The organism is Nocardia goodfellowii (assembly GCF_017875645.1).
GTDB lineage: Bacteria > Actinomycetota > Actinomycetes > Mycobacteriales > Mycobacteriaceae > Nocardia > Nocardia goodfellowii.
This window is the reverse complement of sequence record NZ_JAGGMR010000001.1, coordinates 3,146,713-3,162,490: the sequence shown is the minus strand read 5'-3', so window position 1 is coordinate 3,162,490 and position 15,778 is coordinate 3,146,713. Positions and strand designations below refer to the sequence as shown.

The following is a 15,778-nucleotide window of genomic DNA, read 5'->3' as shown; positions in this document are numbered from 1 at the left end:
ACTCTACCGTCAGAGTCTCTGCGACTCCACGCCTTTCATGAATTTCACTAATGCGCTGCTCCACCTTCAACCGGGTGGACGCAGCAGTCGCGGGCAATCCAAAGTCTTGGAACAAGACGACAATTCCTATCTTAGCGGTAGAGCAGGCCGGAGTTGACTACGGTTGACGTCGCATCCTAGTCGGGTGCACAGCGGTCAACCCATCACGCATCATCACTCAATGCCACACGAACCTTATCCCGGGAATCCGCCGGCAACGTACGGTAAGCCGCCCACAAATCTTCTGTCTCGCTGAACTTCCGGGCATCCTGGGCAACCCAGGAAGCCAGCATCTTTTTCTCGTAAAGAGGCAGACGGCCGATGCGAGAAAGGACCTCCGCCAAGTCTGCAGTCAGCTCGCGACCACCAATACGGCAGCGGCTGCACTCGATCATCAGCTGCATGCTCTCCGTACCATCTGGAAGGCGAACCAGACGACGGGCAACATCGAGTTGCGACGTGACATACGTGCCGGCGTACTGCTCCCCAGGTCCGATGCCACACGAGCGACACTTGTGACCGTCTCGCATCATCAGAGCATGTCTCTCGGCGGCGGTGATCGTTACCCCTGTCTTTCGTGTTCCTTTCCCGGGCTCCCAGACTGCAACACCTTGTTTGACGAATCGCTGCTCGTGCGCGCCCAGAGCCGGATCTTCGCGGTTCGTGTCGATCCGCCAGTCGAAGTCACGGAGATCGCGCATCCTGCGGTCGATCTGAGATGTCTCCGGAAAGGCTTCGCGGAGCTGAGTCTTCGTGAACAACTCTCCGGCACCGACCTCTTGCACCAGCCACAAGGCCGCACGCTTCATGGTGCCGAGTTTGGGGTCTCTCCAGGACGGCATGGTCAACGGGTCCACCCTTTCGGTAAGGCGATAAACCGACAAGCTAACTACAACAACACTCGACAACTAACCAGCGTCGATAGTGGCCCCGTCACTGAACCCCATCTGCGGCCAGCTTGTAAAGCCCTGCACTGTCCGGAATTTCAATCGAAGTCCGGACAACGATGTCACTCCGAAACACTCAAAACGAACCAGTCAGAGTGAGATTCAGCAGAAGTGGCGATGGCCATATCAAAGATACTGGCAATAGCCGCAGCTCGCGGCGTAAGTGAATATGGAATCGCACTAGCGGAATTTCCCTCGAGAGTGCAGACTTGGCCGCGCGAATATTGTCCGAACCACTGTGGCGGAGAGCCCATTTGCCAACCACCAGCAAGCAACGATCACAGGAACCCGAAGGCGATAGCCCTGGCACGTCACGGGAGTGGCAGGCGTTCGGAACAGCTGTACGCACCATGGTCCGGAATACAGGTCTCTCGGTCCGAGCAGCCGCAGATCAGACCTACCTGAGCAAGTCAGCCCTGTGGGAGCTCGCAAACGGAAAGCGTAAGCGCGCGCCCTCGCTGGACATCGTTAAGCGGCTGCACACACTGGCCCTTTCGCACACTGACGCGGACAACGTCATCGGGTGGGACGAGCTCTTCGATCTCTGGAGTGCCCTGGCGCCCGTTCCTGATGTTCCTACTGCGGCATGCGCTTCATGCGGCACGGCCGCCGCTACGGCTGTCCCGGCGGCGACGGTGGAAAAGCCGGCCAGCAGGCATCCTTCCGAGACTGTGCCGGTCCCCCCGCAGAGAGGGGACCGGCACAGTCGCAAAACTCCGAGCCCGGCATGGCCGGCTGTTCATGACCTTGCCCGATACATCACTTCGGACGATTGGGAACGCGTCAACGGCCTGATGCGCCATGTAGGTCTCGAGACTTCGCCGGACGAAACGGCGGATGCAATCGCATCATCCCGGGAGCTGAATCTGCATGATGCCGCCGAAACGATAATCAGCTACGCAGGCCGACGAGCCGAAGGCGAGGTACTGCGGATCCTGCACGCACTCAACAGACAAGGCCTACGCGACGACGCCGACACTCTGCTGGAGTCCACCCTGGTCAACTCGAGGCCTTCGGTTCGGAGGATCGCTGACGGCTGACTCCATCGCGCATCGCGGCCACTTCAGGGACGAAGGGCAGCTAGCAGGCCCGACACTTGCTGGTCCACATCGTGAGACACCACCGCCAGGCCTGGTCGCTCACGCGTCGTAGTTCTGCTCCCAACCTCAGAGCCTCCGCGTCATCGCTGAAGCGCGCGTGGCCAACTATTTAGAGACTTGAAACTCGCCAATGCGAGCAGGCACCGATGTGCCCTCCTCTGCGCGAGTTCTCAGATCCGAACCGGCCCACAGTTCGGTACGGATCGAACGCACCCGAGAGGAAACTTGTGTCCGAGCTCACCGCAAGGGCTTTGCTGATCACCATCGCAATTCTGAGCGGCATCATCGTAGGAATCGTCGCCTGGCTGCTGGCAGTCGCCCGCGGCGAGCATCAGGCCGCGGCAATCCGCGAAGGTGGCATTGGGTTCGCCGGCGGTACCGGCTTTGTTCTCGTTCTCCTGAACTACCTCGGAGTTCCGTGAGATGGACAGTTAGCCAGACCTTGGAAAGCAACTAGCCCGAACGGAATCACTGCCCTAGCACCGCCGGCGCGGGGGTGCTAGGGCAGTGCACTTCGCTACCACCAGATCACCTACTACCAGTCAGCCAACGCCTTCGCGAGATCGCGGTAGTCGAGCAGCCGACCCTGCTTGGTCACCTCGTCCCACGCCTCTCGTTGTTCCAGACTGCCGTGCGTAGCAACAGAATTGTGCAGTTCTTGGTATGCGATGTGGTAGGTCGCGTCGACTTCCCCGGTTCCGCGCGCGATAGATGCGAGCCGCGTTGGCAACGGCTCGGCTGTCACGGTCACGAGGTGGGGCAGACGTCCGCGCCTGTGCCTGATCATGTTGCTGTTCTCGTGGCGAATGTTCTGAACGCGATCAGATCTGATCGTCCACTTGCAGGCAACGGCAGCATGCAGCCACAGGTGGTCGGTTCTCGTAGGTGTTCCACGCAAGGCGACCAGCACATCTGGCTTGATCAGGTAGTCGGTGCCGAGTGTCACCCGGAGGTTCGGATCATGTTTTATCGCGGCGTCGATCCCGGCCAGATGCTGATACTGCGCGAACCTGACGATGCTTTGGCCTCGGAAGAAGTCCCAGTCTCGGCGTGGGTCCAAGGCCGGCAGTTGATGGGCTAGGTCCGACATGACCTGGGTCTCCAGCAAGGAACCGGGATTGTCCGGAGCCACAACCGGTTCAGCCCCCGTCACGTTCGGGTTCGGCATACCCAGTTGGTCGAGAACATCCCCGGCTAACCGCAAACTCGTCACATTGTCAGTGTCAGCGGAGTTGGGGACCCAATCCCACTTCAGCTTGTTCTTTTTGCTCGGCTTCCAGCCCAGCAACACAGTCCTGAACGGCGCGCCCATAGCCAGCGAATCTACCGGCTTCGAAGCGTTACCTGATCACTTCCCATATGATCGCTCACATGTTCGGTTCCGCCAAGCGCGACGGTGACCGCGGCCACAGCAGTCGCCAGCGTCTCGTGCTCCCACAAGCGGACCACCTGCCAACCAGCCTGTGCGAGAGCGGCATCCGCGGCACGATCCCGTTCGATGTTCCGGCGCAGCTTCGGCGTCCAGTACCACTCATTCGTCGTCGGCTGGCGGCCGTGCTGGGGGCAAACATGCCAGAAGCAGCCGTCTACGAAGACCGCTACTTTGCGGGCCGTGAAGACGATGTCGGGCCGGACCTTCATAGAGCCGAGATCGAGCCTGAAGTCCTTGCGGTACCGATAGCCCAACCGGTGCAGGGCACTTCGCAACACCACTTCCGGCTTCGTTCCGGCCCGACGGTTAGCTCGCATATTGCGGGAGCGGCCCTCGTTCAGCGGAGCGGGGTAGATCCCGCGTTCGTGGGCCTCCCGCCTCGCCACTTCCGCTCGGCGTTCAGTCATGTATGTCCCAGTTCAAGGCAGCTAGGTGTCATCAGGAAAGATACTCCCGCGTACCTGACAACACGACCACGGCCCCCGCACCGAAAGGTATCAGCGTGACCGACCTTCTCGTTGACGAGACCTGCGCCAGCGATGATGCCGTAGCGCTCACAGCTGAATCTGAATCCGACGTGGCGCCAACGAAATTCACATCGATTGAGATTTGTGCCGGGGCTGGAGGACAGGCAGTAGGACTGCACCAGGCAGGTTTCGGACATTTGGCTCTCGTTGAGATCGACGGCAATGCCGCCGATACCTTGCGGCTCAACATCGAGGATCACGAGGTGTGGTCCTGGGAACGAGAAAACTGCGACATCCTCGCAACTGACGTCAAAGAATTCGATCCCTTCCGCGATCTGGTGAAGAGCGGTCCCCTGCTCAAGCAACGGGGCTTGGATCTGCTCGCCGGCGGAGTACCGTGCCCGCCGTTCTCGCATGCAGGCAAACAACTGGGCAAGGATGATGAACGAGACCTGTTCCCTCGCATGCTGGAACTAGTCGAGATTCTCAAGCCTCGTGCAGTCATGATCGAGAACGTCCGCGGCATCATGGATCCCAAGTTCTCCACCTATCGAGACTGGATCCAGGCAAAGCTGCAGGGTGGAACATATTTCGGTGACGACGGTCAGTTCACCGAAGACGAGGGTCTCGGCTACACAGTGTGTAAGTGGGGCGTCTTGGAAGCCAGCGACTTCGGGGTGCCGCAACTCCGGCCCCGAGCGATCCTTGTCGCGTTCCGCGATGACGTTCTTCGAGACCTCAAGTACGAATGGCCCACGGCAACACACGAGGATCCGGTCAGCGTCGTTGACAGCCTTCAGGCTTCAATGGAGCAGCGATTCGAGCCCTACTTCAAAGGCGCCCATGCGAAGGAAGCTCGTGCGGCCTATAAGCGGTGGCTGGAGCGGGCGCGTAGTCGTGATAGCGAACTGAGGGCCAAGAGCGGCGGTATCGCGCCCACTCTCGTCGGAGGATCCAAGAAACACGGCGGCGCTGACCTCGGCCCCAGCCGGGCGAAAGCCGCGTGGAAACAGCTGGGGATCTCGGGCATGGGCGTCGCCAATGACCCCGAGACATGCGCGCTGAAAAAGACCGAGACTCGCGATCTTTTCGGCCCAGATGGACCGATGCTAACCGTGCGGCAGGCAGCCATCATTCAGGGGTTCCCACCCGAATGGGACTTTTCAGGGGGGAAGACTGCCCAGTATCGACAAGTCGGCAACGCATTCCCCCCTCCAGTGGCCCGTGCAGTAGGCAAGTCCATCATCGACGTGCTCAAGGCTGCCCAAGAGCGTGATCTGGGGAACCGCTGACCGCCGCTAGGTGTACCACGAAGGTTTGAACCCACAGCTATCCAACGGTGATGTATGCGCGAGGGCGTCGTGGAGTTCTTCGCTACCGCGACTTCAGCGACGCAAAGATTGTCCCGCCGTGGCTCGATAATGTCCTTCCGATGCCGCGACGACCTGCAACGATGATCCCTCAAGAGCATCCACGAGCAACTGGTTCACCCAGAAACCCGCAGGGCCTCCAAAATTGAGACGCCCACTCTCCTTAACGGGCCGACGGCACGCAGTTCATAGTTGCGGCTCGCTTCGCAGATGTGGGTACGTCAAGAGTTTCCGAACCCGATCCGACACCAACCGTGAGCGGGTATGGTTCGCGACACATCCTCCGAAAATTCATCCCACTCTATAGAGGTTTCAGATGAAGTCGGTTAGAAGAACTCTCACGCTCCCCGCCGCCGGCGCCATTGCCACGGCTGCCGTGCTCACCCTCACCGCAGCCCCCGCTTCGGCAGCCAACGGTGGCAAGTTTCAGACGATCTACTCGCTCACCAACGGCCTGTGTTTTGCCGTGGTCGACTCATCGGTGCACGGCCCCGGGTACCCGAGCAGCGCGACGTTCACAGTCAGCACCAATATGACCGGCGTCGGGTCGTGCAGCCTGGATGTCACGCTGCACTGGCGGAATGTGGATACCGGGGAGACCGGGACGCGGACTGCAAAGGCTACGGGGCCGGGGTTCTGGATCAGTGATCCGAAGTCGACGGTGTTCCAGCCCGGGTTCGGGAAGTTCGTCGGGACTGTCACCGTGAATGCGTTGAGTGTGCCGCCGTCGGGGCAGGTGGAGTTCACGGTGGAGCCTTATCAGGGCTGAGTACACACCGATCAGGAATCAAGAAGCGCTGGTCAGAGGGCCGGGCATAGCGTTGGTGGCATGGAACTCACACTCTCACAATGTTTTGTCGCGGCGAACGATCATGACGAGGCGCTGGCCTTCTATCGGGACACGCTCGGGCTCGAAGTGCGCAACGATGTGCAGGCGCAAGGGCTGTTCTGGATATCGGTGGGACCGAAGAACCAGCCGGACGTGACGATCGTGCTGGAGCCCGCGGTGGCTGACCCGAATGCGTCGGAGGCCGATAAGGCGGCGGCCGCGGAGTTGCTCGGGAAGGGGCTGTTGCGTGGGGTCATCTTCAATACTGAGGATTGTGACGCCACCTTCGAGCAGATCAGTGCGGCGGGAGCCGAGGTGATTCAGGAGCCGACGGATCAGTTCTACGGTGTACGGGATTGCGCGTTCCGGGATCCGTCGGGGAATGTGTTGCGGTTCAGTCAGCCGTTGCAGCAGAACCAGTAGGACGAATACGTCGCCCGAGCCGGATGCTCGGGCGACGTTTTCGTCTGTCAGAGGCACGGAGATGGTGAAGGCGCGCAAGGGATTTCGGAGACGGCGCCCGGGGCGAAGGCGTTGAGCATCAGGGCCCGTTAGCGGCCGGGAACGCGGATCGATCGCGAGAAACACCCGCAGGACAGCGAAAAGCCCGGCACCGCGTGGATGCCGGGCCTTTCATGCGCGGAGAATTACGCGGTTTCGGTGATCGGGCGATCGACCCAGCTCATCAGCCCACGCAGCTTGGCGCCGGTGACCTCGATCGGGTGCTCGGCGTTGGCCTTGCGCAGACCCTCGAGCTCCTTGTTGCCGCCCTCGACGTTGGCGACGAGGCGCTTGACGAAGGTGCCGTCCTGGATGTCGGCGAGGATCGCCTTCATGCGGTCCTTGGTGCCGGCGTCGATGACGCGCGGGCCGGACAGGTAGCCACCGAATTCGGCGGTGTCGGAGACCGAGTAGTTCATGCGGGCGATGCCGCCCTCGTACATGAGGTCGACGATCAGCTTGAGCTCGTGCAGCACCTCGAAGTAGGCCATCTCGGGGGCGTAGCCGGCCTCGACCATGACCTCGAAACCGGTCTTGACCAGTTCTTCGGTGCCGCCGCAGAGCACGGCCTGCTCGCCGAAGAGGTCGGTCTCGGTCTCTTCCTTGAAGGTGGTCTTGATGACGCCGGCGCGCGCGCCACCGATGGCGGCGGCGTAGGACAGCGCCAGGGCCTGGCCCTCGCCCTTCGGGTCCTGGTCGACGGCGATCAGGGCCGGAACGCCCTTGCCGTCGACGAACTGGCGGCGCACCAGGTGGCCGGGGCCCTTGGGGGCGACCATGGCGACGGTGACGTTGGCCGGCGCCTTGATCAGACCGAAGTGGATGTTGAGGCCGTGGCCGAAGAACAGCGCGTCGCCGTCCTGCAGGTTGGGCTCGATGTCGTTGGTGAAGATGGCGGCCTGCGCGGTGTCGGGCGCGAGGACCATGATCACGTCGGCCCAGGCGGAGACCTCGGCGGGGGTGCCGACGGTCAGGCCGGCCTCTTCGGCCTTGGGGCGGGACTTGGAGCCCTCGGCGAGACCGACGCGGACGTCGACGCCGGAGTCGCGCAGGCTCAGCGAATGCGCGTGGCCCTGGCTGCCGTAGCCGATGACCGCGACCTTGCGGCCCTGGATGATCGACAGATCGGCATCGTCGTCGTAGAACATCTCGACTGCCACTTGGGGTATCTCCTTCTTGGATTCGGTAATACTAAGAGAGTTGCGTTAAACACGGGCGGGGGTGTGGGGGCGGAGCCCCCACGGAATAAGCACAGCGCTGTTCACAGCGGCGAGCGCTAGCGAGTCGCTGTGATCGACTTGGGTCCGCGGCCGACGGCGACGACACCGGACTGCACGATCTCGCGGATGCCATACGGTTCCAGCATCCGCAGCAGTGCGTCGAGCTTGGACCGGGTTCCGGTCGCCTCGACGGTCAGCGCGTCCGGGGACACGTCGATGACCTTCGCCCGGAACAGGGTGACGGCCTCGATGACCTGGGTGCGCACGCTGGCGTCGGCGCGCACCTTCACCAGGATCAGTTCGCGAGCGACCGAGCTGTCGGCGTCCTGCTCGACGATCTTGATGACGTTCACCAGCTTGTTGAGCTGCTTGGTGACCTGCTCGAGCGGCAGATCCTCGACGGTGACGACGATGGTCATGCGCGAGATGTCCGGGATCTCGGTGCCGCCGACCGCCAGCGACTCGATATTGAAGCCACGGCGGGAGAACAGGGCCGCGACGCGCGCGAGCACGCCGGGCTTGTCCTCGACCAGGACGGACAGGGTGTGGGTGGTGCTCATTTCTGTCCCTCGCTATGCGTCATGGCCTCGTGGATGACGGCGGGTTCGGCGGCGGCCTCGTCCTCGTCGAACAGCGGGCGGATGCCGCGGGCGGCCATGATCTCGTCGTTGCCGGTGCCGGCGGCGACCATCGGCCACACCTGGGCGTCCTTGCCGACGATGAAGTCGATCACCACGGGGCGGTCGTTGATGGACTGCGCCTCCCGGATCGCGGCCTCCACGTCCTCGGCCCGCTCGACCCGGATGCCGACGCAGCCCAGCGCTTCCGCCAGCTTGACGAAATCGGGGATGCGCAGGGTGTGCGTGCCGAGATCGGTGTTGGAGTAGCGCTCCTCGTAGAACAGGGTCTGCCACTGGCGGACCATGCCCAGGTTGCCGTTGTTGATCAGCGCGACCTTGATCGGCACGCCCTCGACGGCACAGGTCGCCAGCTCCTGGTTGGTCATCTGAAAGCAGCCGTCACCGTCGACCGCCCAGACCTCCTTGTCCGGGGCGCCCATCTTGGCGCCCATGGCGGCCGGGACGGCGTAGCCCATGGTGCCGAGGCCACCGGAATTCAGCCAGGTGCGCGGCTTCTCGTACTTGATGAACTGGGCGGCCCACATCTGGTGCTGGCCGACGCCGGCACAGTAGATGGCGTCGGGTCCGGCGAGCTCGCCCAGCTTCTCGATGACGAACTCGGGCGAGAGCGAACCGTCTTCCTGCGGGGCGTAGCCGAGCGGGTACGACTTGCGCACACCCTCCAGGTACTTCCACCAGTCGGTCAGGTTCAGCAGCGGGGCCCCGGCGGAGGCGGACGGGTCGGCCTTGAGGGTCTCGGTCAGTTCCGCGATCACCTCGCGGCAGTCGCCGACGATCGGGACGTCGGCGTGCCGGTTCTTGCCGATCTCGGCCGGGTCGATGTCGGCGTGGATCACCCGGGCGTTGGGCGCGAACGAGTCGAGCTGGCCGGTGACCCGGTCGTCGAAACGGGCGCCGAGGGTGATCAGCAGATCGGAACGCTGCAGGGCGGCGACCGCGCCGACGGTGCCGTGCATGCCGGGCATGCCCATGTTCAGGTCATGCGAGTCCGGGAACGCGCCGCGCGCCATCAGGGTGGTGACCACGGGGATGCCCGTGAGTTCGGCCAGCTCCAGCAGCTCGGCCGACGCGTCGGCCTTGATGACGCCGCCGCCGACGTAGAGCACGGGCGCCTTGGCTTCCATGATCATCCGGGCGGCCTCGCGCACCTGCTTGCCGTGCGGCTTGGTGACCGGGCGGTAGCCGGGCAGTCGCATCTCCGGCGGCCAGCTGAAGGTGGTCTGGTTGACCAGCACGTCCTTCGGGATGTCGACCAGCACCGCGCCCGGACGGCCGGAGGACGCCAGGTAGAACGCCTCGGCCATGATGCGCGGGATGTCGACGCCCTCGGTGATGAGGAAGTTGTGCTTGGTGCACGCCATGGTGATGCCGGAGATGTCGGCTTCCTGGAAGGCGTCGGTGCCGATCAGGCTGCGGCCGACCTGGCCGGTGATCGCGACCAGCGGCACGGAGTCCATCTGGGCATCCGCGATCGGAGTGACCAGGTTGGTCGCGCCGGGACCGGAGGTGGCCATGCAGACGCCGACCTTGCCGGTGGCCTGGGCATAGCCGGTGGCCGCGTGACCCGCGCCCTGCTCGTGGCGCACCAGCACGTGGCGCACCTTGGTGGAGTCGAACAGCGGGTCGTAGACCGGGAGGATCGCGCCGCCGGGAATGCCGAATACGGTGTCGACGCCGAGCTCTTCGAGCGAGCGGACGACCGACTGCGCGCCGGTGACCCGCTCGGGCGGGACCTGGCGGCGGTTGGCCGCGGTCGTCGGATTGGCAGCGGTCCCCTGCTGATTCGCCGAAGGCGCCGGCCTGCGGGCCGAGGGCCCGGGCCGTGCGGTTGGTGCACTCACCGTCTTCGTTCCTAACTACTTCGTTCTAGACCCCGGACAAACTGTGTGTGATGACGGCAGGATCGGGGCCCTGCGTGGTTACGCAAGCTTCCTCCTCCGGGCCTGACCTCTCATGCCGTGCTTGTGCTTGACACGTGGTGCCTTGCGAGCGCCCCGCGCCGGACATTAGTCCTGAACACAAAAAAACCCTCGACAGCCAGGGCTGTTCGAGGGTGGCGCGTCGCAACGCGAGCTTCGTAGTCGACTCAGAGAGCCAAGCTCAACGCTGGACGCGCCAGCTGATTACGAGAAGCTCGATTGGTTTCACGCGCACGACGTTATGCGGGCGTGAACCGGTGAGTCAAACTTCTGACTCCTGCGTCTCATTATGTGAGACAGTGCGGTTGCTTGTGTCCGTTCACCAGGATGCGAGGATGGTGGTGTGTCATCACCGCATCAGTCCGTGCCACCGGCTAAATCGTCCCACACCTCCGACGAAGGATCCGCCACGGGTGGGTCCGAACCGAAGGTCATTCGGATTCCGCAGACGTCCTATATCGGCGTGGTCGTGCTGTTCTTCTGCGTGTTCTTCTTCTTCGCGGGCTGGCCGATCGGACTGTGGTGGCTACTCCTGATTCCGCTGGCAGCGGCGCTGTGGATCGCGCGCACGCAGACGCGGGTGTCCGACGCGGGCCTGGACCTGCGCACCGTTTTCAAGCAGCGGCACATCGATTGGGATCAGCTGAAAGGCGTTTCGATCCCCAAACGCGGATACGTCCGGGCGCATCTCACCGACGGCTCCGAAGTGAAGCTTCCGGCCGTCGGTTACGACCGGCTGCGCGAGCTGATCTCCGCCGCCGAGGGCCGGATCCCCGATCTCTTCGCCGCGGCCGAAGAAGCCGAGCAGCGCGCCTACGAAGAGCGCAAAGCCGCCGAAGCGGCGGAAAAAGCCCAGGACAGCACCGACTGATCGCGTCTCACATGATGAGACGGTGAATCCCGGGGAGCAGCACGCCTCGATGACGCGAAAATCACACCTCTAGACTGGCCTCGGCTCGGTGACCACCGGGCCTCAGCCGAGCCGGTCCGGACACTCCCCGATGACACCGCAGGCACCCGCGACACCCTCGCGGCGAACACACAGCGCGACACCTGAGCGGTCCGCCCACCCCGAAAGCCCCGCTGAACCCGGGAGTACCGTGGACAGGCCGTAGATCCGCTCTGCGCCGTCGCACATCAGCCCCCGCGACCATCGAGGACCCAGCCCATGCCACCGCTTCGCTCACGCACCACCACCATCGGCCGCAATGCCGCGGGCGCCCGCTCGCTCTGGCGCGCCACCGGTATGACCGACTCCGATTTCGGCAAGCCGATCATCGCCATCGCGAACTCCTACACGCAGTTCGTCCCCGGCCACGTGCATCTCAAGGATGTCGGCGAGATCGTGGCCGAGGCCGTGCGCGCCGCGGGCGGCGTGCCGCGCGAGTTCCACACCATCGCGGTCGACGACGGCATCGCCATGGGGCACGGCGGCATGCTGTACTCGCTGCCGTCGCGCGAGATCATCGCCGACTCCGTCGAATACATGGCGAACGCGCACACCGCCGACGCGCTGGTGTGCATCTCCAACTGCGACAAGATCACCCCCGGCATGCTGAATGCCGCTATGCGACTGAACATTCCGGCCGTGTTCGTCTCCGGCGGCCCGATGGAGGCCGGTAAGGCCGTGGTGGTCGACGGTGTCGCGCAGGCGCCGACCGACCTGGTCGTGGCGATCTCGGCGAGCGCGAATCAGGCTGTCTCGGATGAAGGCCTGGACGAGGTCGAGCGCAGCGCCTGCCCGACCTGCGGTTCCTGTTCGGGCATGTTCACCGCGAATTCGATGAACTGCCTCACCGAGGCGCTGGGTCTGGCGCTGCCGGGCAACGGCTCCACGCTGGCCACCCACGCCGCCCGCCGGGCGCTGTTCGAGGGGGCCGGCTCGGTGATCGTGGATATCGCCAACCGCTGGTACCGCGAGGACGACGCCTCCGTGCTGCCGCGAAATGTGGCCAACGAGAAGGCTTTCCGCAACGCCATGGCCTTGGACGTGGCGATGGGCGGATCCACCAACACGGTGCTGCACACGCTGGCCGCCGCGCAGGAAGGTGAGATCGACTTCGATCTGACCACCATCGACGAGATCAGTCGCCGCGTGCCGTGCCTGTCGAAGGTGTCGCCGAACTCGGATTACCACATGGAAGACGTGCATCGCGCCGGCGGCATCCCCGCCATCCTGGGCGAACTGCGGCGCGCCGGGCTGCTGCACGAGGACGTGTCCACCGTGCACACCAAGAGTTTCGACCAGTGGCTCGACACCTGGGATATCCGCTCCGGCAAGGCTTCCCAGGAAGCCATCGAGCTGTTCCACGCCGCGCCCGGCGGCGTGCGCACCACCGAACCGTTCTCCACCGACAACCGCTGGTCCTCGCTGGACACCGACGCGGCCGGGGGCTGCATCCGCGACAAGGAGCACGCCTACACCGTCGAGGGCGGTTTGGTCGTGCTGCGCGGCAACATCGCTCCCGACGGCGCGATCCTCAAGACCGCGGGCATCGACGAGGACCTGTTCTCCTTCCAGGGCCCGGCCGTCGTGGTCGAATCCCAGGAAGAGGCCGTCTCGGCGATCCTGGGCAAGAAGATCAAGCCGGGTGACGTGATCGTGGTCCGGTACGAGGGCCCCAAGGGCGGACCGGGCATGCAGGAGATGCTGCACCCCACCGCTTTCCTCAAGGGTTCTGGCCTGGGCAAGCAGTGCGCGCTGATCACCGACGGGCGCTTCTCCGGCGGCACCTCGGGCCTGTCGATCGGCCACATGTCCCCCGAGGCCGGCGCCGGTGGTGCGATCGGCCTGATCGAGAACGGCGACCAGATCCGCATCGACGTCGCGTCCCGCACGCTCGAGGTGCTGGTCGAGGACGCGGTGCTGGCCGAGCGGCGCGCGAAGATGGAGGCCTCCGAGCGACCCTGGCAGCCGGTCAACCGGGACCGCCCGGTCACCACGGCGTTGCGCGCCTACGCGGCGCTGGCCACCTCGGCCGATAAGGGCGCGGTCCGCTACGTGCCGTAACTCCCAGCGGCACAACAGGTTACGAAAAACGCCCCCTTCGCCTCTAATCCAAGCGCGAAGGGGGCGTTTCCGGTTCGGACGATCAGTCGAACGGACCGATGCCGGTCAGCGGGTTGCCGCCGTGCAGGAACCAGAAGGTGAGAATCGCGACCGCGACGGCCAGCAGCAGGACCACGAACGAACCCCACGCCGGGCGGATGGCCCAACCGCGGTTGCGGTCCAGAGACCAGCGACCCGGACCGGTAAGTATGATCGCGGCGGCCGCGCCGACCAGGATGCTGTCCATTTCGACGCCGCTGCGGACGCCGGCGTTGTACTGGAAGCCGGGATTCATCCCCTGCTTCCACAGCCAGGCGTTGATGATCACGGCGAGCACCGCGCCCGCGGCGAGCGGCGTGGCCAGACCGAGCACCAGCAGGATGCCGCCGAGCAGTTCACCGGTGGTGAGCAGGATCGCGGACACGGTGGCGTGATCCCAGCCGCCATTGGTCATCATGTCGCGGGTGCCGTCCAGGCCCGGTCCGTGGAACCAGCCCGTCAACTTCTGCAAGCCGTGATAGATGAAGGTGCCGCCGACGACCAACCGCAGCAGGAACAGACCGAAATCCAATGTGCCGCGCCGGTTTTCGGCGGCGCGGCGGCGCATCGCGGAACTCGGCTCGCCCGGGGTGTTCGCGGCGGGCGGGATGCTGGCGTAGGAGTAGGGCGCGGTGGGGGCCGCCTGCTCCCCCACCGTCGGAACGTCGGGTTCGATACCCAGTTCCTCCTCGGTGCGGGGCACGTCCTTGCGTAACTCGGGGCCACCGCCGACCCGGGGAAACTGCCCGGTCGGCGAATCGTACGGGCTGGTCACACCACGACCGGTGGCCGAACCCGCGTCGGGGTCACCGGAGGGGTCCTTCGGCTTGTCCGTCACAACCGCACCTCGCTCCTGATCGGCTCCGCGGTTACCGGCGGGGCTGTGTCCATGGTTAGCTCACGCTCACTCACGGCAATACCCTATGCCGCACGATCGTTCGGCGGGAGACTTACACTCCACGGCGTGTCAATCCCGGCGTGGCGCGGGCGCCGCTGTTAACGCGCGCGAATCGCGGCAACACCTACCCGGAAGCAGCGAGCGCGCCGGTATTTCCGTAACGTCTCTACCATGAGTTTGGTTGTCGCGGGCCGCGTCGCCCTGAGTCTGGCGCTCGGCTCGGTCCTACTGGTCGGCTGTGCGCGTTTCGATGATTCCGCCGCCAGCCCGTTCACACCCGAACCCACTTTCGCGCCGGCGAATCCCAAGGCGCCCAAGTCCACGCAGAAACCGCCGCCGCGGCCGGAGGGCCCGTGCATCGATCCGGATCCGGCGGTCGTGTCCACCTGCCTGGATTCCACCGGCGGCATCGTGGCGCTGGGCGATACCGCGCTGGTTGCCGAGCGGCGCACCGGGCGCATCCTCAAGAGCGTGCCGGTCGGCGAGAGCGACCCGCAGGTGCCGCCGGTCGAGATCGCCAAGCTGGCCGTGGACGCCACCGGCGACGGCGGTATCACCGATCTCGTGCTCTCGCCGACCTACCACGAGGACGGCCTGATCTACGCCTACATCACCACCCCGTCCGACAATCGGGTGGTGCGCATCGCGCAGGACGGGCAGCCCAAGGACATCGTGACCGGAATCCCGAAGGGCGCCACCGGCAATCACGGCGCGCTGGAGTTCGTCTCGGATACCGAACTGCTGGTGCTGACCGGTGACGCCGGAAATCCCGGGCTGGCCTCGACACCGTCGTCACTGGCCGGGAAGGTGCTGCGGGTGAAATCGCCCGCACCGGGGGCCGGTACGGAGGTCGTGCTGTCCGGGCTGGGGTCCGGCGGCGACCTGTGCTGGGACGGCGCGGACAGCACCTGGGTCACCGATCGCACGGCGACCGAGGATCGGTTGCAGCGCGTCGGCAAAGACGGCTCGGTCAGCGTCGGCTGGACCTGGCCCGAACATCCCGGCGTCGCGGGATGCGCGGCCGGACCGGAGATGGTGGCGATCTCGATGACCGGGGCCAAAGCCCTGGCGATCGCGGAGGTCGATCCGAAATCGTTCGCGATCACCACTCAACCGGCGCTCACTAACCAGGACAAGTACGGGCGGCTCGGCGGAGCCGCGGCGGCCAACGACGGGGCGATCTGGGTCGCCACCGTCAACAACGACGACAACCACGGCCCGTTCGACGACCGCGTGGTGAAGATCCCGCCGCCGTCGGGTGGCGGCGGCACGCCGGACTAGCAGACGCGAATGGCGTCCCGCGCGAGCGGGACGCCATTCGTTCGAG

General features: G+C 64.7%; 14 protein-coding genes. 7 read left to right on the top strand and 7 right to left on the bottom strand.

Annotated features, from left to right (window positions below; genetic code table 11):
• Nucleotides 1–203: 203 nt before the first annotated feature.
• A complete protein-coding gene (locus BJ987_RS14235; RefSeq protein ID WP_209889393.1) occupies nucleotides 204–848 on the bottom strand; it encodes a KpnI family restriction enzyme N-terminal domain-containing protein in 645 nt (214 codons plus the stop codon).
• 1,465 nt (nucleotides 849–2,313) lie between these two features.
• Here BJ987_RS14235 and BJ987_RS14230 point away from each other — a divergent pair.
• Complete coding sequence (locus BJ987_RS14230) at nucleotides 2,314–2,508, top strand: hypothetical protein (protein ID WP_209889390.1); 195 nt, start codon at nucleotides 2,314–2,316, stop codon at nucleotides 2,506–2,508.
• Between the two features lie 113 nt (nucleotides 2,509–2,621).
• Here BJ987_RS14230 and BJ987_RS14225 read toward each other — a convergent pair whose 3' ends face one another.
• Both BJ987_RS14225 and BJ987_RS14220 read right to left on the bottom strand, forming a co-directional pair.
• Nucleotides 2,622–3,398, bottom strand: coding sequence for an NgoMIV family type II restriction endonuclease (locus BJ987_RS14225; RefSeq protein WP_209889387.1), 777 nt, complete (start codon nucleotides 3,396–3,398; stop codon nucleotides 2,622–2,624).
• Between the two features lie 11 nt (nucleotides 3,399–3,409).
• A complete protein-coding gene (locus tag BJ987_RS14220) occupies nucleotides 3,410–3,925 on the bottom strand; it encodes a very short patch repair endonuclease (RefSeq protein ID WP_209889383.1) in 516 nt (171 codons plus the stop codon).
• Between the two features lie 194 nt (nucleotides 3,926–4,119).
• On the opposite strand from BJ987_RS14220, the gene BJ987_RS14215 reads away from it, so the two are divergent.
• From BJ987_RS14215 to BJ987_RS14205, 3 genes are all read left to right on the top strand, one after another.
• Nucleotides 4,120–5,277 (top strand): DNA cytosine methyltransferase, encoded by a 1,158-nt coding sequence (locus BJ987_RS14215; RefSeq protein WP_443677976.1) that lies wholly within the window; start codon nucleotides 4,120–4,122, stop codon nucleotides 5,275–5,277.
• Between the two features lie 394 nt (nucleotides 5,278–5,671).
• Nucleotides 5,672–6,124: a hypothetical protein gene (locus BJ987_RS14210; protein ID WP_209889377.1), complete on the top strand. Its 453-nt coding sequence runs from the start codon at nucleotides 5,672–5,674 to the stop codon at nucleotides 6,122–6,124.
• Nucleotides 6,125–6,184: 60 nt separating this feature from the next.
• Nucleotides 6,185–6,607, top strand: coding sequence for a VOC family protein (locus tag BJ987_RS14205; RefSeq protein ID WP_209889374.1), 423 nt, complete (start codon nucleotides 6,185–6,187; stop codon nucleotides 6,605–6,607).
• Between the two features lie 224 nt (nucleotides 6,608–6,831).
• On the opposite strand, the gene ilvC is transcribed toward BJ987_RS14205, so the two are convergent.
• The 3 genes from ilvC to BJ987_RS14190 all read right to left on the bottom strand — a co-directional run bounded on the left by ilvC (nucleotide 6,832) and on the right by BJ987_RS14190 (nucleotide 10,387).
• The gene (ilvC, locus tag BJ987_RS14200; RefSeq protein WP_209898351.1) at nucleotides 6,832–7,833 is read right to left on the bottom strand and encodes a ketol-acid reductoisomerase; all 1,002 of its coding nucleotides are present in this window, start codon (nucleotides 7,831–7,833) and stop codon (nucleotides 6,832–6,834) included.
• A 128-nt stretch (nucleotides 7,834–7,961) separates the two neighbouring features.
• A complete protein-coding gene (ilvN, locus tag BJ987_RS14195; RefSeq protein WP_209889371.1) occupies nucleotides 7,962–8,465 on the bottom strand; it encodes an acetolactate synthase small subunit in 504 nt (167 codons plus the stop codon).
• The gene (locus tag BJ987_RS14190; RefSeq protein ID WP_209889360.1) at nucleotides 8,462–10,387 is read right to left on the bottom strand and encodes an acetolactate synthase large subunit; all 1,926 of its coding nucleotides are present in this window, start codon (nucleotides 10,385–10,387) and stop codon (nucleotides 8,462–8,464) included. Before BJ987_RS14190 ends, ilvN begins: the two co-directional genes overlap by 4 nt.
• 421 nt (nucleotides 10,388–10,808) lie before the next feature.
• On the opposite strand from BJ987_RS14190, the gene BJ987_RS14185 reads away from it, so the two are divergent.
• Nucleotides 10,809–11,336: a PH domain-containing protein gene (locus BJ987_RS14185; RefSeq protein WP_209889357.1), complete on the top strand. Its 528-nt coding sequence runs from the start codon at nucleotides 10,809–10,811 to the stop codon at nucleotides 11,334–11,336.
• 297 nt (nucleotides 11,337–11,633) lie between these two features.
• Nucleotides 11,634–13,475, top strand: a complete 1,842-nt coding sequence (gene ilvD, locus BJ987_RS14180; RefSeq protein ID WP_209889354.1) for a dihydroxy-acid dehydratase — start codon at nucleotides 11,634–11,636, stop codon at nucleotides 13,473–13,475.
• Nucleotides 13,476–13,557: 82 nt separating this feature from the next.
• Here ilvD and BJ987_RS14175 read toward each other — a convergent pair whose 3' ends face one another.
• Complete coding sequence (locus tag BJ987_RS14175; RefSeq protein ID WP_209889351.1) at nucleotides 13,558–14,391, bottom strand: DoxX family protein; 834 nt, start codon at nucleotides 14,389–14,391, stop codon at nucleotides 13,558–13,560.
• Nucleotides 14,392–14,622: 231 nt separating this feature from the next.
• On the opposite strand from BJ987_RS14175, the gene BJ987_RS14170 reads away from it, so the two are divergent.
• Nucleotides 14,623–15,732 (top strand): PQQ-dependent sugar dehydrogenase, encoded by a 1,110-nt coding sequence (locus BJ987_RS14170; protein WP_209889348.1) that lies wholly within the window; start codon nucleotides 14,623–14,625, stop codon nucleotides 15,730–15,732.
• Nucleotides 15,733–15,778: the final 46 nt, after the last annotated feature.

What these genes read in the sequence shown, in the direction of transcription:
- BJ987_RS14235 (WP_209889393.1), bottom strand. Translation starts at nt 848, where the DNA reads ATGAAGCGTGCGGCCTTGTGGCTGGTGCAAGAGGTCGGTGCCGGAGAG.
- BJ987_RS14225 (WP_209889387.1), bottom strand. Translation starts at nt 3,398, where the DNA reads ATGGGCGCGCCGTTCAGGACTGTGTTGCTGGGCTGGAAGCCGAGCAAA.
- BJ987_RS14220 (WP_209889383.1), bottom strand. Translation starts at nt 3,925, where the DNA reads ATGACTGAACGCCGAGCGGAAGTGGCGAGGCGGGAGGCCCACGAACGC.
- BJ987_RS14210 (WP_209889377.1), top strand. Translation starts at nt 5,672, where the DNA reads ATGAAGTCGGTTAGAAGAACTCTCACGCTCCCCGCCGCCGGCGCCATT.
- BJ987_RS14205 (WP_209889374.1), top strand. Translation starts at nt 6,185, where the DNA reads ATGGAACTCACACTCTCACAATGTTTTGTCGCGGCGAACGATCATGAC.
- ilvC (WP_209898351.1), bottom strand. Translation starts at nt 7,833, where the DNA reads ATGTTCTACGACGACGATGCCGATCTGTCGATCATCCAGGGCCGCAAG.
- ilvN (WP_209889371.1), bottom strand. Translation starts at nt 8,465, where the DNA reads ATGAGCACCACCCACACCCTGTCCGTCCTGGTCGAGGACAAGCCCGGC.
- ilvD (WP_209889354.1), top strand. Translation starts at nt 11,634, where the DNA reads ATGCCACCGCTTCGCTCACGCACCACCACCATCGGCCGCAATGCCGCG.
- BJ987_RS14170 (WP_209889348.1), top strand. Translation starts at nt 14,623, where the DNA reads ATGAGTTTGGTTGTCGCGGGCCGCGTCGCCCTGAGTCTGGCGCTCGGC.